This is a genomic window from Streptomyces sp. NPDC056231 (assembly GCF_048270745.1).
Classification (GTDB): domain Bacteria; phylum Actinomycetota; class Actinomycetes; order Streptomycetales; family Streptomycetaceae; genus Streptomyces.
This window is the reverse complement of record NZ_JBLVKW010000054.1, coordinates 35,077-55,088: the sequence shown is the minus strand read 5'-3', so window position 1 is coordinate 55,088 and position 20,012 is coordinate 35,077. Positions and strand designations below refer to the sequence as shown.

Below are 20,012 nucleotides of genomic sequence, written 5' to 3'. Positions count from 1 at the left end.
GGCTTTCGGCCCGGGGCGCCCCCTTCCGTTCGCGTCCGCTACTTCTTGGCGGTGGTGAACTTCTCGTACGCGGCGACGATGTCCTCTGCCGGACCGTCCATCCGCAGCGTCCCCGCCTCCAGCCAGATCGCCCGGTCGCAGGTCTCGGTGATCGACTTGTTGCTGTGGCTGACCAGGAAGACCGTGCCCGCTTCCTTGCGCAGCTCGATGATGCGCTCCTTGCTGCGCCGCTGGAACTTGGCGTCGCCCGTGGACAGCGCCTCGTCGATCAGCAGGACGTCATGGCTCTTGGCGGCGGCGATGGAGAAGCGCAGCCGGGCGCCCATGCCCGAGGAATACGTCCGCATCGGGAGGGTGATGAAATCGCCCTTCTCGTTGATGCCGGAGAAGTTGACGATCTGCTCGTAGCGCTCGCGGATCTCCTCGCGGGTCATGCCCATCGCGAGCCCGCCCAGGATGACGTTCCGCTCGCCGGTCAGATCGCTCATCAGGGCCGCGTTGACCCCGAGCAGCGACGGCTGGCCCTGGGTGTGGACCCGGCCCTTCGACGGTGGCAGCAGACCTGCGATCGCCTTCAGCAGCGTCGACTTCCCGGAGCCGTTGGAGCCGATCAGGCCGATCGCCTCGCCCTTGTACGCGGCGAAACTGACGCCCTTCACCGCGTGCACCTCGCGCACTCCGGGGGCCTGCCGCCGCGAGGCGATCCGGCTGAGGGCGGAGGTGGCGCTGCCCCTTCCGGTACGGGCGCCATTGACCTTGTACGTGATGTGGACGTCGTCGACGACGACGGTCGGGACCCGCTCGTCGGTGCCATTCATGTTCTCAGCCACGTCCGTACAGCTCCTCGGCCTTCCAGAAGTACACGAAGCCGCCGATGCCGCACACGAGCGCCCAGCCCGCGGCGACGGCCCATACATGCGGGGGCAGCTGGGACCCGCTGAAACTGTCGATCAGGGCGAACCGCATCAGGTCGATGAAGACGGCGGCCGGATTGCACTCCAGCGCGACCTTCACGAAGTGCGGGACCCGGTCTCCCTTGAGCAGTGCGTCGATGCTCCACATGACGCCGGAGGCGTACATCCAGGTGCGCAGGATGAACGGCATCAGCTGGGCGATGTCCGGGGTCCGGGCGGCCAGCCGTGCCACCACCATCGAGACGCCGGTGTTGAACACGGACTGCAGGAAGAGTGCCGGAACGGCCAGCAGCCAGGACGGCCGCGGGAACTGCCCGAACCCGATGAGGATCAGCACCAGCGCACCCAGCGAGAACAGCAGCTGCTGAAGCTGCTGCAGAGCCAGGGCGATCGGCAGCGAGGCGCGCGGGAAGTGCAGGGCCCGTACGAGGCCGAGGTTGCCGCTGATCGCGCGGGTGCCCGCAGTGATCGAGCTGCTGGTGAAGGTCCAGATGAAGACGCCCGTGACGAGGAACGGCACGAAGTCCTCGACGTTGCGCTTCGTGTTCATCAGGACGCCGAAGATGAAGTAGTAGACCGTCGCGTTGAGCAGCGGGGTCATGATCTGCCAGATCTGGCCGAGCTTCGCCTGGCTGTACTGGGCAGTGAGCTTGGCGGTGGCGAACGCCGTGATGAAGTGCCTGCGCCCCCACAGCTGCCGGATGTAGGCGCCCAGGGTCGGCCGGGCGCCGCTCACGGTCAGCCCGTACCGGGACGCGAGCGCCGCGAGCTCGCCCGGTTCGTACACCGGGTGGAGCGCGTCGGCGGGGACCGCATCGGTCACCGCCTGGGCGGATGTGGCCGGCGGGGTCGCTGAGGCTGTTGTCTGGCTCACCACGATCGCTTTCGACGGGAGTGCAGGAACAATCGCGATCGCCGGAACGGAACCGTATCGTCGCTACGTCGAGGGTAGGACGCGAATACGTCGCAACGCAACCGTTTCGTCGTTACGGACTATCATTCTGGCCATGACCACCGACCCGGGAACCCGCCGTCGCGTCCCCGCCGGAGCCGCTGTGCTGCGCGAGGACGTCACCGATGCCATTCGCAGCGCCGTCTTCGAGGAACTGGCGGCGGTCGGCTTCGCCCGGATGTCGATCGAGGGCATCGCCCGGCGCGCGGGCGTCGGCAAGACCGCCGTCTACCGCCGCTGGAAGTCCAAGCTGGCGCTGGTTCTCGACCTGGTCTCCGCCGTCGCGGTCCAGGGCATGCCGGCCCCGGCCACCGGTTCGCTGTACGGGGACGTTCGCGCCGTCCTGCAACTGGCCGCCTACGCGCTGCGTCACCCCGTCGCCTCGCAGGTCATCCCGGACCTGCTGGTCGAGTCGGCACGCAACCCGGAGATCTCGGACACGATCAAGGCGGCCCTGCTGGACCCGCAGCAGGGCGTCGCTGCCGTGGTCGTCCGGGACGCCGTCGCCCGCGGCGAGCTGCCCGAGGGCAGCGACCCCGACCGTGCGCTGGACCTGATCGTCGGACCGCTCTACTGGCGGCTCGCGGTCGTCCGCGGCGAGCTGCCCAAGGGGTACCTGGACGATCTCGCCGCCTCGGCGGTCGCCGCCCTCAAGAAGAACTGACCGCCCCCTCTGCCGCCAGCAGTCGGTCCACGACCCTGGCTGCCGCCCCGCCGTCGTCCAGGTCGCAGAAGTCCCTGCGGAAGCTCCGGTAGGCCTCCGCATGCCGCTGTGCCGACGCGGCCAGGGCGCCGGGGTTGCGCAGCGCCCGGGCGATTTCCTCCGTCCCGACGAGCAGCGGGCCGGGGGCACGGGTCTCGAAGTCGAGGCAGAAGCCGCGCACGGTGTCGCGGTAGTGCTCCAGGTCGTACGTGTGGAAAAGCATGGGCCGGCCGGTGTGCGCGAAGTCGAACATCAGCCCCGCGTAGTCGGTGACCAGGACATCGGCGATCAGCAGTAGCTCGGCGGTGTCCGGGTGCGCGGACACGTCGCGTACGAGGGGGCCGTCGGGCACGGAGCCGGTCACCCGCGGATGCCTGCGCACCAGCACGGTGTGGGTGTTGCCGAGCGCCTCCGACAGGGCCGAGGGGTCGAGGGCCGGATCCCAGCGACAGCGGTGGGATCCGGCGTCGGCGGCCGCATGGGCCAGGTGGGCCCGGTAGGTCGGTGCGTACAGCACCACCTGGCGCCCGGCCGGGATGCCGAGCCTTCGCCGTACCCGCTCGGCGGTCTTCTCCCGGTCGGCGGCGAAGAGCAGATCGTTGGCGGGTGAGCCGGCCTCCAGGACCTCGCCGTCGTAGGCGAGCGCGCGGCGCAGGTGGGGGGTGGCCCAGCTGCTGGGGGAGACCAGGACGGACCACTGGGCGGCGCGGTGCGGCAGGGACGCCAGGTGGCGGTGGTCGGCGTAGAGGGAGCCGGTGAGGTCCGTGCCGAAGCGGCCGAGCGGGGCACCGTGCCAGGTCTGCACGACCGTCTGCCCGGGGCGCCGCTCGAACCACTCGGGGAACTGGTCGGCGGTGACGATCCGGCGCGCCCGCGCCAGGGCCTCGTACCAGGCGGTGCTGTGCTCGACGACCGGCACGGCGGTGGGCGGGAGGTGCCCCTGCCGCCCGTCCGTCACCCAGAGGTGCTCGAACTCCACGCCTCGGCGCACGAGTTCGCGGTGGACGGCGCGCGGGGAGTCACCTCCGGTGTACAGAACGGTGTCGCGCAGCGGCAGGGTGCGCTGCGCCGGGTAGTACGTGCCACGCAGGGCGGCCTGGCGGTACGCGCCCCGTTCGACGGGTGCGAGGACCGGGCCCGCGTGCACGGTCAGCCGGTCGCCGTGCCGGCGGTCGAGAGTGAACTCCCGGGCAGAGCCAGTGGGTTCGCCCCACCTGCGGAGCGGCAGCCGCGCGGTGAGCGCGGTCAGTACCCGGACGGGCAGCCCGCCCAGATGTGATTCCCAGTGCCCCTCGTGCAGACCCGCTGCGACCGAAGGAGCGAGGAACGCGGTGAAACGGCCTGCCTCGCGCCGGCCCCTGGGCGTCTCTTCGTACGCCACCGGGACGGTCACCGTCTCGCGCAGCGCATCATGCCGCAGTACGAGCGGAGGTGCGTTCTCCGCCGGACCTGCCGCGCCCTCCAGGCGCAGTGCCCCGTCCGCCGTCCACTCGGCCCGGTCCACGACCGGCTGCCCGGTCAGATCCAGGACCAGTTCGCCCTTCGTGTCGGCGAGCGCCGGAAGCGGCAGGTCCGGTGCGGCGGGGAGCGGCACCCGGGAGCCGTCCGCAAGGATCAGCCGTGCCTGCCACCGCCCGCCGGGTTCCGCCTCGACCTCGCGCGGTGCCCGGTGCGGCGGGCCGGGTGCGTCCGCCATCCGGGCGAGGTCGGCGAGGGGGATCCGTACCGTGAAGCGTTCGCCGGCCCGGCACTCGAACGGGTAGCGGTACTCGCCCTGCCGCGCCCCGTCGCACGTCAGCACCAGCGACTTCGGCCGCGCACCCCCGTACAGCCGGCCCGTCAACTCCAGCTCTTCCCCGGCGCGATGGGCCTCGCACCGGGCGGGCAGCTGCGCCACGGTCAGCTGCAGCCGCCCGCCCCGGTAGTCGAGCACCGCCCGCCGCCCGTCGCCCAGGTCGTGGACCAGCGGCTGGACCGCACCCGCCTCCACGGCCCGTACCGCGACGCGCCGCACCACACCGTGCCCGGCGACGATCACGCCGACCAGCCAGCTCCCCGGCCGCAGCCGCCTCGGGTCCAGGACCAGCTCGAAGCCGGACCGGTCATAACTGTGCAGCTCCTGGCCGGAGTCGATGGTCGCCTCAGGAGCGGGAACGGTCCGCACCGGTACGTTCCGCAGCTGTGTGCCGCGGGCCGCGCGCACCATCCCCATCTTCAGCGAGTGGCGCGGCGCCGAGGCCGACAGATTCCGGATGTACGCGTATCCGCGCAGCCGGAGCTTCCCGTCGCCGCCCCACTCGGCCCCGAGCAGCCGCGCGACCGCGGGGAGATCGGTCCTGGTCGGGCGGGCGCTCTCCGGCACGCCGGGGAAGGACGCCCGCCGCCGTCCCGGCACGCCGGTGACCGCGAACGTCCCCGCGCCATTGGCCCGTTCGAAGGCGAGTACCGACAGCAGCTCGGCCGTCCTGCGCTCCCGCACCAGCTGCCACTTGATCCGCAGCTCCACGGGCAGCTCGTCGAGGACCGCCGGCCCCGCACGGTCGAGGAACGCACCCGCACCGGCCATGAACGCGTCCCGGTACTCGGGACCGCCCATCGGCAGCCCCTCCAGGAAGTACACGAAGTCGTCGCGCAGGCAGGAGGCGTCGTAGCGACGGCGCGCGGCCCTGTCAGCCTCCCGTCCGCCGAGAAACGCGCTGACCTGCTCGCAGGCCTCGATCCGGTCCCGTACGCCCTTCACATCCGTACGCCGCCGGGTGATCGAACCCTCCCGCACCCGCCAGTAGTAGACATGCTCGTGCAGTACGTCGACGGAACCGGCGAGGAAGTGCGCGGGGATCATCACCGGGGTGTCCTCGTAGAGCTTCCCCTCCGGAAAGACGAAGGAGTGCCGGTCCCAGAACGAACGCCGGAACACCTTGTTCCAGGCGACCCGGTCGGCGAGCAGCCGGGGATCTCGGCTGATGTGGGTGCGGGCGCGGGTCCCGGTCAGCCAGCGGTACTGCCAGGCCTGCTGCCTGCCCTGCTCGGTCAGCCGCCAGACATTGCCGGTCGCCAGGTCCGATCCGGTCGACTCCAGCGATGCCAGCATCCGCTCGTACGCGTCGTGGACGACGATGTCGTCGCTGTCGGCGAACGCCAGATACGGGACACCGGGGGTGGTGTGCCGCACCCCCGCGTTACGGGCCGCGCTCAGCCCCGCATTGGGCTGGCGGACATAGCGGAAGCGCCGGTCCTGGGTGGCGAAGGCCTCGGCGATCGCCGTGCTGCCGTCCGTCGAGCCGTCGTCGACGAGCACCACCTCGATGGCGTCGACGGACTGCTCGGCCACCGACTGCAGGCATGGCTCCAGATACTCCTCGACGTTGTGGACGGGGACGACGACACTGAGACGAGGCTTCATGCCCGGGTCAACCCGGGCGGACGCCCCGGGTCACCGGCACTGACCCGAACGGGTGAACACGTGATTCGGCGCGGTCCGTGCGCGGTTACGCTCGGCTGCCATGCTCCGTCTCAGTGTCGTCGTGGCCGTCCATCGCGTTCAGGGATATCTCAGGGAGACCCTGGAGTCCGTGCTCGATCGGTCGGACGCATGGACGGAGCTGATCGTCGTCGACGACGGATCGACGGACGGCAGCGCCGAGATCGCCGCCGAGTTCGCCGAACGCGACGACAGGGCAAGGGTGTTGAGCCTTCCCGGCCGTCGTGGTGCGGGACCGGCCCGCGACGCGGGGGCCGCTGAGGCGCGCGGCGCGTATCTGCTCTTCCTCGACGGGGACGACCTGCTGCGACCGGGCGCACCGGAAGCGATCGCCGACCGGCTCGCCCGAAGCGAGCCCGACGTGCTGCTCCTCGGGCACGACCGCATCGACTGGTGGGGCGACACCGCGCCCGCCGACGGTCTCCCGTCCGTCCGCAACCGGCTCTTCCGCCGGGAGTTCTGGACCGGGCACGGCCTCCACTTCACCGACGGACCCTACGAGGACGTCCTCCCCGTCCACCGTGCCGAACTCCTCGCCGCCGACGCGGGCACCCTCGCCGAGCTCGACCGGATCTGTGTCCGCCACCGCATCCGCCGCACCGGCACCTTCGCCACCACCCCCGGCCGCCACCACTTCGCGGTCATCGACGCGTACGAGCGGCTGCGCACCGAGACGGACCACGACCCGCGGGTCGAGGAGGCGCGCACCCGCCATCTGCGCGCCGTGCTCGCCGACCCCGGCCGGATCGCTCCGCCCGACCGCCCCGCCTTCCACCGCGCCGCCGGCCTCCCCGGCAGCTACACCGCCCACCGTGCCCAGCAGGCCGCCCGCGACCGGCGCGCCCGGACCACCGCGGCCCTGCGCCGCCGGAAGAAGACGCTGCGCGCCCGCGTCATGCGCGCCGCCTACCGCACCGACCTGTACCGGCCGCTCGACCCCCACCTCGCCGTGTACGGCGCCTACTGGAACCGGGGCGTCGCCTGCAACCCTGCCGCGATCCACGCGAAGGCGCGCGAACTCGCCCCGCACGTCCAGGGCGTCTGGGTCGTCTCGTCCCGCCACCGCGACCGGATGGAGCACGGGACCCCGTACGTCATCGAAGGCTCCCGCGCCTACTGGCGGGCCATGGCCACCGCCACGTATCTGATCAACAACTCCAGCTTCCCCGGCGGCTTCACCAAGCGCCCTGGCCAGGTCTACCTCCAGACCCATCACGGCACCCCGCTCAAGACCATGGGGCTCGACCAGCGCCCCTTCCCGGCCCTCACCAACGGCATCAGCTTCGAGAAGATCGTCGCCCACGCCGACCAATGGGACTTCTCCCTCTCCGCCAACCCGCACACCACCGAGATCTGGGACCGGGTCTACCCGTCCTCGTACGAGCATCTGAACCTCGGCTACCCGCGCAACGACATCTTCTTCACCACCACCGCCGAGCAGCGGGCCGAACTCCGGGACCGGCTCTCCCTCGCCCCCGGACAGACCGCACTTTTGTACGCACCGACCCACCGCGACTACCGCAAGGGCTTCGTCCCCCGCCTCGACCTGGAGCGTCTCGCCCGCGAACTCGGTCCGGATCATGTGGTGCTGGTGCGCGCCCACTACTTCTACGGCCGTTCCGCCGAGCTGCGCGGCGCCCGTGTGATCGATGTGACCGGGCATCCGTCCGTCGAGGAACTCTGCCTCGCCTCCGACGTGTTGATCACCGACTACTCGTCCCTGATGTTCGACTACGCCTGCCTGGACCGCCCGATCGTCAGCTACGCCCCGGACTGGGCCGCCTACCGGGCCTCGCGCGGCACCTACTTCGACCTGCTGTCCGGCCGCCCCGGCGACACCCCGGGCGCCGTCGCCACCACCGAGGACGAGCTGCTCGAGGTGTTCAGGTCGGGGGAGTGGCGGTCGGCGGAGACCGCCTCGCTCCGGGCCGCGTTCCGGGAGCGGTTCTGTCCGTACGACGACGGGCGCGCCGCCGAACGCGTGGTGCGGCGACTGTTCCTGGACGGCGCCTAATGTCACACGTTCGAGGCCGTAACCGGTGACCCCCGGGCGTTCACGGGGTTGAGCCGTACGGACAGCCAGGCCCCCGATGAACGGACGTGCTCAACATGCCGCCACGGCTCAGTGTCGTCGTCCCCGTGCACAACGTCGAGCTCTATCTGACGGACTGCCTGAAGTCCCTCGCGGAGCAGACCATGGCCGATCTGGAGGTGGTGATGGTCGACGACGGGTCCACCGACGACAGTGCCGCCCTGGCCGCCGCATTCGCCGCGCAGGACAGCCGCTTCCGGCTGGTCAGCCAGAAGAACGGCGGACTCGGGGACGCCCGCAACACCGGCGTCCGCAACTGCGACCCGGGCAGTACGTACCTCGCCTTCGTGGACAGCGACGACACCCTCCCGCCCCGCGCGTACGAACTCCTCGTCGGCGCACTCGACGAGACCGGCTCCGACCTCGCGTCCGGCAATGTGCTCCGGCTGCGCGCCTCCGGCAAGCTCCAGCAGTCGCCCAACTTCCGCAAGCCCATGGCGAGCACCCGGCTGCGCACCCATATCTCCCGCGACTGGGACCTGGCCGCCGACCGGATCGCCTGCAACAAGGTCTTCCGCCGGTCCTTCTGGAACGAGCACGCCTTCGCCTTCCCGGTCGGCTCCCTCTACGAGGACATTCCCGTCGTCCTCCCTGCCCACTTCCTGGCCCGCACCGTCGACGTCCTCAAGGACCCCGTCTACCACTGGCGCGACCGGGCGGGCTCGATCACCGCCCGCCGCGCCGTCGTCCGCGGCATCCAGGACCGGGCCTCGCACGTACTGGGCGTCTCCACCTTTCTCGACGAGCACCGCAGCCCCGCCGACAAGCGCCGCTACGAGGCGCATGTCCTCGCCAACGACCTCTGGTACTTCATGGAGGCGCTGCCCGACGGCGACGACGAGTACCGCCGCGCCTTCCTCACGTACGCCAACGAGTTCACCGACCAGGTCGACCCCACCGTCCTCGACGGGCTGCCGCTGCGCCTGCGCCTGATGTGGCACCTCGTACGCGAACGGCGCACCGACGAACTGCTGGCGCTGCTCGCCCACGACAAGGCCGAACCGGGCGCGTTCGTCGTACGGGGCGTGCGGCGCCGCAGCGCCTCGTACCCGGGACTGACGCGGCCCGTGCCGCGGTCGGTGCTGCGCGTCGGCGACCGGGACCTGCCGCTCACCGCCCGGCTGCGCGAGGCGCACTGGAAGGGCGGAAAGCTCCACCTCAAGGGGTACGCCTACATCCGCAACCTGCCCGCCGCCTCGCGGCGCAGCGAGTTCCGGGCCGGCTGGCTGCGGGCCGGCCGACGGCATCTGGTGCCGTTGCGGCTGCGTACCGTCGACGAGCCGGAGGCCACCGCACGCTCCCGGCAGAGCCTGCACGACTACGACCGGTCCGGCTTCGAGACGGTCGTCGACCCGGCCAGGCTCCGGATCGACCCCGGCGGCCCCGCCGAACGGCTCACCTGGCGGCTCGAAATCGGCATCGCCGGGCACGGGATGCTGCGCCGCTCCGACGTCTCCACCGACGAGGCGGCGGCGCCGCCGCCCGTGTACCGGCCGGACGGCGACCACCGGATCGTGCCCGCCTTCGAGAGCGGCAAGCTGGTGCTGCACGCCGAGCGGATCGACGCCCGGTTCGAGACGCACCGGGAGGGTGACGCGGGCGACGGGACCCGCACCGTGGTGTTCGACGGCATGATCCGCGACCGCCTCGGCACGGGCCCGTTGCGGATCGGCCTCACCCACCGGCCGTCCGGCACCTCCTTCGACTGTCCGGCAGTGGTCCACGAGGGCGCCGTGCCGTCGGCGGCGGGCTGGCGGCGCTTCACCGCCGAGATCCCGCTCGGCGCGCTGACCGACGCCCGGCCGCCCACGGGTGCGGGCACCGTCCCGTACAGCCTCCACCTCGTCGGACCGGACGGCCGCCGGACACCGATCGATGTGCCGGGTCCCGTCCTGCCGGGCCGCTACCCGCTCGCGCGCGGCGCGGACGGTGGCAGGCGGGAGCTCGCTCTCACTGCCGGCTCCCGCGGCAATCTGCTGATCAGCGACCGGACCGTACAGCCCGTCTGCGAGCTGGCGAGCTGGACCGAGGACGGCCTGCTGCTCCTGGAGGGCACCTTCCCCGACGAACCGGACCGCCCCGTCGAGCTGGTCGCCCGGCACAGCGGACACCGGGAGGAGGCCGTGTTTCCGGTGGCCCTCTCCGGGCCCGCCGAGGCGCGCCGGTTCCGGGCCGAGCTGCGGCCCGACGCCGTCGAGGCACCCGGCGGGGCACTGCCGCTGGGCGAGGGTCACTGGTACCTCTTCCTCCGCGAGAAGGGCGCCACCGACGATGCGCTCGACCTGCCGCTGCGCATCCCGGCCGCCGCCCACCGCACCCTCCCCGCCACGCGAACCCTCGCGGGGCGTCGGTACGTCATCGAGCGGCGCTACCACGACCAGCTGCTCATCGACTGTGCGTCGGTGCTCACCGCCGCCGAACGCGGTGTCCGCGGCAAGCGGCTGCTGCGCGAGGCGTACGGACGGCAGCGCACGGCGGTACCCCTGCGCGAGGCCGTGCTCTACAGCAGCTTCGACGGCCGCCAGTTCTCCGACTCACCGCGGGCGATCTACGAGGAACTGGCCGATCGTACGACCGAATTCGAGCACCTGTGGGTCGTCCGTGATCAGCAGGCCCGCATCCCGGCGAGCGCCACCGCCGTCATCCACGGCTCCGCGGCCTGGCACGAGGCGCTGGCCCGCAGCCGCCACATCGTCACCAACACCCAGCTGCCCGATTGGTTCGAACGGCGCGCGGGCCAGACCGTCGTGCAGACCTGGCACGGCGTCCCCCTCAAGCGCATCGGCCTCGACCTCGCGGGCACCGCTCAGGCCAACGCCGCCTACATCGCCACCATTGAACAGCGCGCACGTCAGTGGAGCGTCCTCGTCTCCCCGAACAGCTTCTCCACCCCCGTACTGCGGCGCTCCTTCGGCTACCGGGGGGAGATGCTGGAGTGCGGCTACCCCCGCAACGACCTCTTCCACGCCCCGGACCGCACCAAGGTGGCCGCCTCGGTGCGGGAGCGGCTGGGGATCCCCCCGGGCAGACGGGTCGTGCTGTACGCGCCGACCTGGCGCGAGGACCGGCCGCAGGGTGGCGGCAGGTATGCCCTGGACCTTCAGCTCGATCTGGTGGCCGCCGAACGCGAACTAGGCTCCGACAGCGTGCTGTTGGTGCGCCGCCACTATCTGGTCACCGACCGGCTCCCGGACACCGGGAGCGGCTTCGTGCGGGACGTCTCGCGCTACGGGGACGTCGGCGAGCTGATGCTGATCAGTGACGCGCTGGTCACCGACTACTCCTCGCTGATGTTCGACTTCGCGCAGACCGGACGCCCGATGCTGTTCCACACGTACGACCTGGCCCACTACCGCGACACCCTGCGCGGCTTCTGTTTCGACTTCGAGAACCGCGCCCCCGGTCCGCTGATCCCGGACTCCGCCGGTCTCGTCGAGGCGCTGCGTGATCCGGTCCGGGCCACCGCGGGACACGCGCAGGCGTACGAGGCATTTCGGCGGGACTTCTGCGATCTCGACGACGGGCGCGCGGCGCAGCGGGTGGTCGACCGGATGCTGTAGGCGGCGCAGCGGTGTTCGCCGGTGCCGGTCCCCCCCGTAGCCCGGGGGACCGGCACCGGGCTCGGCGGTGAAGCGGCGGTGATCGCGAACGGGCTCGTGGGAATGCAGGCTGCATAAACCGTTCGAGTGATTCGCGCCATCCGGTGCGGGTGCTGTTGAGCAGGGAATCGATTCTCACCCCGCTTAAGTATGTTGATCGGTGCGCTGTATAGCGGCCTCTGGTTGCTACGTTCTGTTTTCATGGGTATCCGAATGTGGTGCGACACCTGGAGCGTACGACGCGCAAGAGCTGTCGTGCTCGTCACCGCAGCCGTCGGGCTGCTCGTCAGAATGCTGATCGCGGCAAACACGCCGGGCCCCGCCGACGTGCGCATCTTCCAAGGTTTCGCAAAGGCCATCACTGTTTACGGCCCCATTCGCATTTATGAGCAGCCGCTGCCCGACCTGCCTGTCTACAACCATCCGCCGCTGGCCGGATGGATGCTTCTCGGGTTGAACGAACTCGCCCAACTCGGAATTCCGTTCGGGACTCTGATCCGATCACCTGCCTCGATCGCCGACTTCTTCTGCGCGCTCGTTGTGTTCGAAATCGTCCGGCGGCGCGGCTCTCTCCGTACCGCGGTCGCCTGCGGAGCGGGCGTGGCCCTCAGCCCCGTGCTGATCGCCACCTCCGGGTACCACGGCAACACCGATGCGGTCGCCATCACCTTCGTCCTCGCCGCCGGGTATCTGCTGGCCGACCGGAAGGCGCCGCTGGCCGCGGGGGTGGCCGCCGCGCTCTCCATCAGCGTCAAGTTCATCCCTGTCGTGGTGATCCCCGCGCTGTTCGTCGTCGCGCTGCGCGGCGGTCGGCCGGCGTTCGTCCGCTTCACCGCGGGGTTCACCGCCCTGGTCGCCCTCGTCTGGGGACCGGTCCTGGTGACCGTGCCGGAGAACCTCAAGGAGAACGTCCTGGAGTACGCGGGCGGCAACTACCGTCTCTGGGGGCTCGTCCGGTTCGCCGATGTGCTCGGTCTGCCGGAGTCGTTCATCGCCTTCATCCGCGGCGAGGGCCACTTCCTCTTCGTGCTGATCTGCGTGTCCGTCGGTGTCTGGCTGGCCTGGGTGCGGCCCGCGCAGCTGCCCGTGGCCGTCGCCGTGACGATGGGTCTGCTGCTCCTCCTCTCCACCGCCTCCGCCCTCCAGTACCTGACCTGGGCGGCAGCCGCGATGTTCGTCATCGGGTTCTGGGAGGGACTCGCATACAGCTGCCTGCTCGGCTGGACGGCCGTCCTCGGCTACCAGGGACGCTCTGCCGTGCGCTGGAGCGAAACGGTGCTGCAGCTCGCCGCCGCCGGGTGGTTCGTGCTCGCGATCGGACTGGTCATCGGCGTTCGCAAGATCCTCGCCGCCCCGCCGACCGTGCCCTCGTCGACCTCCGCCGAACGGGCGTCGGTCACGGCGCCCCGTGCCTCACAGCCGTCCGGTTCCGCCGGCAACTGACCACACCCGAGCACAACTGGAGAACCTTTCGTGAAGGAAAGCACCAGCCCCAGGATCGGCATCCTGGTGGTCGCGTACAACGCCGAGACGACACTGGAGAACACTCTCGACCGCATTCCGGAGGATTTCCGGTCCCGGATCTCGGAGGTCCTCATTCTCGACGACGCGAGCCATGACGCGACCTTCACCGCAGGATGCCGCTGGTCCCAGACGGAGGGGATGCCCCGGACCGTCGTGATGCGGCACACCAAGAACCTCGGATACGGCGGGAACCAGAAGGCCGGATACGCGCTGGCCGCCGAACACGGACTCGACATCATCGTGCTGCTGCACGCCGACGGACAGTACGCCCCAGAATTGCTTCCCGACATGGTCGACCCCATTGAACGCGGCGAATGCGAAGCCGTGTTCGGATCGCGGATGATGAAGTCCGGCAGCGCCCTGAAGGGCGGCATGCCGATGTACAAATGGCTCGGCAACCGCATTCTCACCCGGCTGGAGAACGGGCTCCTCGGCTCGCAGCTCACCGAATTCCACTCCGGCTACCGCGCCTACAGCGTCGAGGCGCTCAAGAAACTGCCGATCGGCCGGAACACCGACGCGTTCGACTTCGACACACAGATCATCGTCCAGCTGCTCAACGAAGGAATGCGGATCAAGGAGATCCCCGTACCGACGTACTACGGCGACGAGATCTGCTACGTCAACGGCATGAAGTACGCGAAGGATGTCATCAAGGACGTCCTCGAATACCGCCTCGCCGTCAAGGGATTCGGCACCTGCGCCTGGATCCCCAAGCCGGTCGAGTACGCCTTCAAGGAGGGCGACGGCTCCTCGCACGCCGTCATCCTGGAGAAGATGCGGGCGCTCCCGCCCGGCCGGGTGCTCGATCTCGGCTGTTCCGGCGGGCTGTTCGCCCAGCGCCTCGAAGCCCTCGGCCACGAGGTGACCGGCGTCGACTACATCGAGGTGCCGGGGGTCCGCGAGAAGTGCACACACTTCCATCTCGCGAACCTGGAGGAGGGGCTGCCCGCCGAGATCGGCGCCGGCTTCGACTATGTGGTCGCCGGCGATGTCATCGAGCACCTTTCCCGCCCCGAGAGTGTCCTCTCCGAGGTGGCGACCGTGCTGCGGCCGGGCGGCCAGGTACTTCTCTCCGTACCGAACTTCAGCCACTGGTACTCACGGCTGCGGGTCGCGCTCGGGATCTTCGACTACGACCGGCGCGGCATCCTCGACGAAACGCATCTGCGTTTCTTCACCCGGGCCAGCCTGCGCCGCACCGTCCGGAACGCGGGCTACGACGTCCTCGGCATCGCCTCCACCGGGGCGCCGTTCTGGTCCCTCCTCGGCGGCCGAGGCCCCCTCCCCGCGATCCTCAGCGGGCTCTCGAAGCTGCTGACCCGGATCCGGCCGACGCTGTTCGGCTATCAGCACGTCGCACTGCTCACCCCGCATGCGGCCGAGACGATCATCGCTGGAGAGCACGTCGATGTTCAGGACATCCTCAACCGACAGTACGTCTCTGCCGACCGGGTCGGGGTCTGAGACCGCGGCTCCCGCCGCCTCCGTGCCCGCCCCCTCACGCGCTCCCGGGCCGCCGCCCGCCCCCGCAGTCAGGAGCAAGACCTTGACCCTGCCCAGTCTGACGCTGCTCCTGTTCGCCGTGTTCGCGTCGGCGGGCGGCCAGATCATGCTCAAACACGGGATGAAGGGTGCCGCGGCGACGGCCGGGCGCGACGGGGGATCGCTCGCGATCCGCGCCGCGACCAGCCCGTGGGTCGTCCTCGGGCTGGTCGTCTTCGCGGTCTCCGCGCTCGCCTGGATGGCGACACTGGCCAGGGTGCCGCTCAGCATCGCGTACCCGTTCAACGCACTCGGCTACCTGCTGATCGTGATGGCCGGATCGACGGTGCTGCACGAGCGGACCTCGATGTGGACCTGGGGCGGCTCGCTGCTCGTCGTCATCGGCCTCGCGACGGTCATGGCGGGCCAGCAACGCTGAGGCGCATCCCGGGGCCGGGCTTCCATTTTGTGAGGCCCTCAGGGCATGGGAGGGACCCCCTCGCCGGGCGGGACGATCAAGCCCGCCCGGCGATCGACGGCACACGCCCGCGGGCCGCTGCCGGTTCCCCCAGCAGCACCGCCTGCACCACCCGCTCCGCCGCGTGCCCGTCGTCGTACGGACAGAACCGCGCCCGGAACGCCGCCCGCAGCGCCCCGTTCTCCGTGCTGTTCCAGCTGCCGTCGAGGAAGATCCGGGCCAGCTCCTCCGTACTGGTGGAGACCGCCCCCGGGGTGTCGCCCGGCGCCCCGGACAGCAGATCGAAGCAGACCCCGCGGACCGTGCGGTACGTCTCCCAGTCCGGGGCGTGCACCACGATCGGGCGGTCCAGCGCCGCGTAGTCGAACATCACCGACGAGTAGTCCGTCACCAACGCGTCGGCCGCCAGGCACAGCTCCTCGATCCGCGGGTGGTCGCAGACATCGAGGAGCGTCGGACGGTCCGGCAGCCCGGCACCGTCGTAGAAGTAGTGCGCGCGGACCATGATCACGGTGCCCGGGCCGAGCGCATCGGCGAGCCGTTCCAGATCGATCCGGCTGGTGAACGACGCCTCGTAGTCGCGGTGCGTCGGCGCGTACAGCACGGCGCGCTGCCCGGGCCGGATACCGAGCCCGGCGCGGATCGTCGCGATCTGTGCGCCCGTGGCGGTCGTCAGGACGTCATTGCGCGGGTAGCCGGATTCCAGCGAGCGCGCGGCGCTCGGGTAGGCGCGGGCCCACACCTCCGTGGAGTGCGGGTTGGCGGAGATGCTCCAGTTCCACCGGTCGACCCGCTGGAGCAGCCGGTCGAAGTTCAGGCCCTGCGCCGCCGCCGGATACTCCATCTGATCCAGGCCCATGATCTTCAGTGGGGTGCCGTGATGGGTCATGACATGGATCTGGCCTGGGCGTTTGACCAGGTGGTCGGGGAAGTTGACGTTGTTGAAGAAGTACGTGGCACGGGCCAGCAGCGCCCAGTAGCGGCGGGTCCCCGGCACCACGTGGTCGATGCCGGGCGGCACCGCGTTCACCTGGTTCTTCGAGACCACCCACACCCCGCGCACTCCGGGAGCCAGCTCCTGGGCCTTGCGGAAGATCGCTTCCGGATTGCAGCTGACGCCGCGGTTCCAGTACGCGGTGTAGACGGCGAGCCCGCGGTCGAGCGGGCGCCTGCGCTGCCACCAGTAGTAGCGCGCGGACAGCGTGCGCTTGGCCTGCGCGCGGAGTACGGCGGGTGCGTAGCGCGCACCCCGGCGCAGGGCGAGCACGGTGTCGAGGGCGCCGAGTGCCACGTACCGGCCGGCGCCGATCAGCCGCGGCCGCAGTCCCTGGGCGCCGCCGGGGAACCGGTGCCCCTCGGGCCGGTGCGTACGGTGGAACGCGGCCACCGACCGTACGTACCGCCTGCGCCGCCGCTTCACCGACGGATACCCGCCGAGGAGTTCCTGGGCGGCCCGGTCGAAGAGCAGGGCGCGCAGCGGGTGCAGCACCGGCCGTTCCCGGAGGAACGTCATCAGCCCGGCGTATGCCTCCACGAGCTGGAGCGGTGTCGTGCCGTCCGTCGGCTCCGACTCGTCGGCAAGGTCCGGCAGACGGCGCTGTTGGCGGTGTTCGACACAGGCGAGCGGGAGAACGGCGACCGATGCGGCGGCGGCCAGCGTCTGGAGCGCGTACATCCGCTCTCCGTGCTGTCCCGGTCCGAAGGCCAGCTTCTCCGATTCGTGGAGGCTGCGGCGCACGGCCCGGTTCCAGGAGACCGGGGCGATGTCGAGAAGCCCGGAATGCCCGGCAAGGGTGAGCAGGCCCGCGGGCAGTTCGCGCAGCAACTCCAGCGACCGGGTCGGCTGGGAGCGGCCGCGGAACGGCCGCTTGTGGTGGCCGAACAGCAACAGGTCCGGGTCGCCCGTGGCATCGAGCCGGTCGGCGACGGCCTGCAACGCGCCAGGCAACAGGACGAAGTTGCCCTCCAGGAAGAGGAAGTAGTCGCCGAGCGCCCGCTCCGCCCCGGCGTTGCGCCGACCGGCGGCGCCCGCACCCCCGTCCGCCGGGAGGCGGACGGCCTGCACCCGGTCGTCCCGGGCGGCGAACTCGTCGAGCAGCAGCCCCGAGCCGTCCGGTGCTCCGTCCTCGACACCGATCACCTCGATGTCCGTGAACGACTGCGAGAGCACCGACTCCAGGCACTCGCGCAGATGTCCGCGGGCGCGACGGACGGGGATGATGACACTCAGTCGGGGCATACGCGCTCTTTCTCGGTCACTGGCACAGCGGGCAGACATTGCCGGTCACGGCACTGGGAGGAGAGACGGCGGTCAGGTCCCGTTGACGGACCGTGCCCCGGCGAGGCCGCGCTCGGCGGGCGCCGCCTGCCGGTCCGCCGGAGCGGACCCGGAACCAGCGGCGGCGGGGACGGCAGGCGGTCCCGGATCCGTGGCGGGCGCCGGTACGACGACGGGCACCGGCCGCCGTTCCGCCGGCGGGACCGCGGTCACCCGCACGTCGGTGTCGCCCAGGAAGACCCGGCGCACCACTCGGTCCGCCGCGTGCCCGTCGTCGTACGGACAGAACCGTGCCCGGAACGCCGCCCGCAGCTGCGCGGAGCGGGGGCCGCGCCAGTGGCCCGTGGCGAAGATGCCGAGCAGCTCGTCCTCGTTGTGCGCGATCGCGCCCGGCGGGAAGGAGTGCAGGTCGAAGTAGGTGCCGCGGGCCGCCTCGTACGCCTCCCGGTCGCTGCTGTGGATGACGATGGGCCGGTCCAGATTGGCGTAGTCGAACATCAGCGACGAATAGTCCGTGACCAGCGCGTCGGAGGCGAGCGCGACCGCCTCGACCGACGGATGGCCGCTGACATCGATGATCCGCGGGTGCGGCTCGCGGACCAGCGGAGCCTCGTACGAGTAGTGCGCGCGGGTGAGGATCACAAAGCCCGGACCGAGCTCCCGGACCAACCGCTCCAGGTCGAGGCCGAGGTGCTGGGTGCGCCGGTAGTCGCGGTGAGTGGGGGCGTACAGCAGGGCGGTGACGCCCTCGGAGACGCCGATCGACTCGCGCAGCCGCGCCACATCGGCGGCGGTGGCCCGCTGGAAGAGGTCGTTGCGCGGATAGCCGTACTCGAGCGTCGTGCAGCCGGAGGCTCCCGACGGATATGCCTTCTCCCATACGAGGGTGGAGTGCCGGTTCGCGGAGAGCGAGAAGTCCCACTTGTCGACGTTGGCGAGCAGCTGCTTGAAGTCCATGGAGCGGGCCGCCGCGGGGCGGTCCCGAAGGTCCAGGCCCATCGTCTTCAGCGGGGTGCCGTGATGGGTCTGGAGCAGCACCTGAGCGGGCCGCTTCACCAGCCGCCGGTCGAAGTTGACGTTGTTCACCAGGTACTTGGAGCGGGCGAGAGCCTGCCAGTAGCGGTACGTCCCCGGGGCGAGGGGGCGGGTCCCGGTGGGGACGGTGTGCGTGTCCTCGGGGCGGCAGATCCAGGACGTGTGCAGCCCGGGCACCAGTTCGCGGGCCTTCGCCTCGATCGCCGCCGGGTTGCAGGCGTAGCCGCGGTGCCAGTACGCGGCGAACACCGCCCGGTCCGCGCGGACCGGCAGCCGCAGCTGGATGCGGTAATAGGCCTGGAGCGAGGCGGCCCGAGCCACCCGGCGCACGGCCCCGGTGAGCCGGCGCAACCGGCGGCGCAGCTGCTTCGCGGACCACAGGGCACGGTACATGCGGTGGGCGCCGACCCGGATCAGTCCGTGGCGCAGCCGGGCGCGGCACGGGACGGGGGCGCCAGGGCTGCGATAGCGGGCGCAGTGGGCGCGGGCCCGGCGGAAGAACTCGGTGCGGCTGCCGCGCGGCAGCCTGCCGCGGGTGGTGAACAGCGTCGAGAAGTGGTCGAGCATCCTGCGGAAGACCACCGGCCGCCACGCGGCGAGTGCGGGGCGGGCGTCGATGAACGCGAAGACCCGGTCGTACTGGTCGAAGATGTCGAAGTGCTTGCGGCTGATGGTGGAGAGGATGTTGCCCTGACGCCGCTGCCGGTAGCTGATGCACACCTGGTCGAGGACCGCGATCGAACCGGCGGCCATCAGCACTGGGTAGGTCCATGGGGTGTCCTCGTAGTAGCCGGGCGGGAAGGTGAACCCCTCGGCCTCGATGAATGTCCGGCGGTACGCCTTGTTCCAGACGACCATCAGGACCTTCAGCAGTCCGGGCCGGTCGGCGAGCGTGAACGTGACAGGGCCGGTCTCGGCGAGCTGCTCCGCGAACGTGTTGCGTACGCTCTCGCCGGTCCAGTACGTCCGGGCGTAGTCGTAGACCAGGACGTCGGGTTCGCCGGTCTCCCCGATCCGGTCGGCGATGGCCTGCAGGGCGCCGGGGGCGAGGGTGTCGTCGCTGTCCAGGAAGATCAGATAGTCGCCGGTGGCCTGCGCGATCCCGGCGTTGCGGGCGAGGCCGAGACCCACGTTCTCCGGCAGGTGCAGGGCCCGTACCCGGCTGTCGCGGGCGGCGAACCCGTCGATGATCGCGCCGCAGGAATCGGGTGAGCAGTCGTCGACCGCGATGATCTCGAAGTCCTCGAAGGACTGGGTCAGCACCGAGTCCAGGCTCTCGTCCAGATACGCCTGAACCTGGTACGCGGGCACGATGACACTGAACCGGGGCACATCACATCCATGGGTCGTTCGCTGGCGCGGGCGGGTGGTCCGCAAACGGCCGATGGAGTGGGAGGGTTACGCCGAACGTGGCGTTCGTGCGAAGTGGGAGGTGGGGTGGGTCCCGTTATGGGTAACGGGACTCACCCCA

At 70.7% G+C, this 20,012-nt stretch carries 11 protein-coding genes; 6 read left to right on the top strand and 5 right to left on the bottom strand.

The window, feature by feature from the left end; translation table 11 throughout:
• Nucleotides 1–38: 38 nt before the first annotated feature.
• Both ACNPQM_RS31015 and ACNPQM_RS31010 read right to left on the bottom strand, forming a co-directional pair.
• A complete protein-coding gene (locus ACNPQM_RS31015; protein ID WP_418086571.1) occupies nucleotides 39–818 on the bottom strand; it encodes an ABC transporter ATP-binding protein in 780 nt (259 codons plus the stop codon).
• A gap of 4 nt (nucleotides 819–822) precedes the next feature.
• Nucleotides 823–1,737: an ABC transporter permease gene (locus tag ACNPQM_RS31010; protein ID WP_418086570.1), complete on the bottom strand. Its 915-nt coding sequence runs from the start codon at nucleotides 1,735–1,737 to the stop codon at nucleotides 823–825.
• A 184-nt stretch (nucleotides 1,738–1,921) separates the two neighbouring features.
• On the opposite strand from ACNPQM_RS31010, the gene ACNPQM_RS31005 reads away from it, so the two are divergent.
• The gene (locus tag ACNPQM_RS31005) at nucleotides 1,922–2,530 is read left to right on the top strand and encodes a TetR/AcrR family transcriptional regulator (protein WP_358859339.1); all 609 of its coding nucleotides are present in this window, start codon (nucleotides 1,922–1,924) and stop codon (nucleotides 2,528–2,530) included.
• Here the strand turns inward: ACNPQM_RS31005 and ACNPQM_RS31000 are convergent.
• Nucleotides 2,517–5,972, bottom strand: coding sequence for a bifunctional glycosyltransferase/CDP-glycerol:glycerophosphate glycerophosphotransferase (locus ACNPQM_RS31000; RefSeq protein ID WP_418086567.1), 3,456 nt, complete (start codon nucleotides 5,970–5,972; stop codon nucleotides 2,517–2,519). The two genes, ACNPQM_RS31005 and ACNPQM_RS31000, sit on opposite strands and share 14 nt — an antisense overlap.
• Nucleotides 5,973–6,072: 100 nt before the next feature.
• Here ACNPQM_RS31000 and ACNPQM_RS30995 point away from each other — a divergent pair, with 100 nt between their 5' ends.
• The 5 genes from ACNPQM_RS30995 to ACNPQM_RS30975 all read left to right on the top strand — a co-directional run bounded on the left by ACNPQM_RS30995 (nucleotide 6,073) and on the right by ACNPQM_RS30975 (nucleotide 15,189).
• Nucleotides 6,073–8,064 carry a bifunctional glycosyltransferase/CDP-glycerol:glycerophosphate glycerophosphotransferase gene (locus ACNPQM_RS30995; RefSeq protein WP_418086566.1) on the top strand — a complete coding sequence of 664 codons (1,992 nt, stop codon included), beginning with the start codon at nucleotides 6,073–6,075 and terminating at the stop codon, nucleotides 8,062–8,064.
• A gap of 95 nt (nucleotides 8,065–8,159) precedes the next feature.
• A complete protein-coding gene (locus ACNPQM_RS30990; RefSeq protein WP_418086569.1) occupies nucleotides 8,160–11,702 on the top strand; it encodes a CDP-glycerol glycerophosphotransferase family protein in 3,543 nt (1,180 codons plus the stop codon).
• Between the two features lie 240 nt (nucleotides 11,703–11,942).
• Nucleotides 11,943–13,184, top strand: coding sequence for a hypothetical protein (locus ACNPQM_RS30985; RefSeq protein WP_418086565.1), 1,242 nt, complete (start codon nucleotides 11,943–11,945; stop codon nucleotides 13,182–13,184).
• Between the two features lie 30 nt (nucleotides 13,185–13,214).
• Nucleotides 13,215–14,732 (top strand): methyltransferase domain-containing protein, encoded by a 1,518-nt coding sequence (locus ACNPQM_RS30980; RefSeq protein WP_418086564.1) that lies wholly within the window; start codon nucleotides 13,215–13,217, stop codon nucleotides 14,730–14,732.
• An 82-nt stretch (nucleotides 14,733–14,814) separates the two neighbouring features.
• Nucleotides 14,815–15,189, top strand: a complete 375-nt coding sequence (locus ACNPQM_RS30975) for a hypothetical protein (protein WP_358859334.1) — start codon at nucleotides 14,815–14,817, stop codon at nucleotides 15,187–15,189.
• Between the two features lie 76 nt (nucleotides 15,190–15,265).
• Here the strand turns inward: ACNPQM_RS30975 and ACNPQM_RS30970 are convergent, their stop codons facing one another.
• Nucleotides 15,266–17,467 carry a bifunctional glycosyltransferase/CDP-glycerol:glycerophosphate glycerophosphotransferase gene (locus tag ACNPQM_RS30970; RefSeq protein WP_418086563.1) on the bottom strand — a complete coding sequence of 734 codons (2,202 nt, stop codon included), beginning with the start codon at nucleotides 17,465–17,467 and terminating at the stop codon, nucleotides 15,266–15,268.
• A gap of 72 nt (nucleotides 17,468–17,539) precedes the next feature.
• Nucleotides 17,540–19,873: a bifunctional glycosyltransferase/CDP-glycerol:glycerophosphate glycerophosphotransferase gene (locus ACNPQM_RS30965; protein WP_418086562.1), complete on the bottom strand. Its 2,334-nt coding sequence runs from the start codon at nucleotides 19,871–19,873 to the stop codon at nucleotides 17,540–17,542.
• Nucleotides 19,874–20,012 lie beyond the last annotated feature (139 nt).

Excerpts from the sequence above, each read along its gene's own strand:
- ACNPQM_RS31015 (WP_418086571.1), bottom strand. The coding sequence starts at position 818 with ATGAATGGCACCGACGAGCGGGTCCCGACCGTCGTCGTCGACGACGTC.
- ACNPQM_RS31005 (WP_358859339.1), top strand. The coding sequence starts at position 1,922 with ATGACCACCGACCCGGGAACCCGCCGTCGCGTCCCCGCCGGAGCCGCT.
- ACNPQM_RS31000 (WP_418086567.1), bottom strand. The coding sequence starts at position 5,972 with ATGAAGCCTCGTCTCAGTGTCGTCGTCCCCGTCCACAACGTCGAGGAG.
- ACNPQM_RS30995 (WP_418086566.1), top strand. The coding sequence starts at position 6,073 with ATGCTCCGTCTCAGTGTCGTCGTGGCCGTCCATCGCGTTCAGGGATAT.
- ACNPQM_RS30990 (WP_418086569.1), top strand. The coding sequence starts at position 8,160 with ATGCCGCCACGGCTCAGTGTCGTCGTCCCCGTGCACAACGTCGAGCTC.
- ACNPQM_RS30985 (WP_418086565.1), top strand. The coding sequence starts at position 11,943 with ATGGGTATCCGAATGTGGTGCGACACCTGGAGCGTACGACGCGCAAGA.
- ACNPQM_RS30970 (WP_418086563.1), bottom strand. The coding sequence starts at position 17,467 with ATGCCCCGACTGAGTGTCATCATCCCCGTCCGTCGCGCCCGCGGACAT.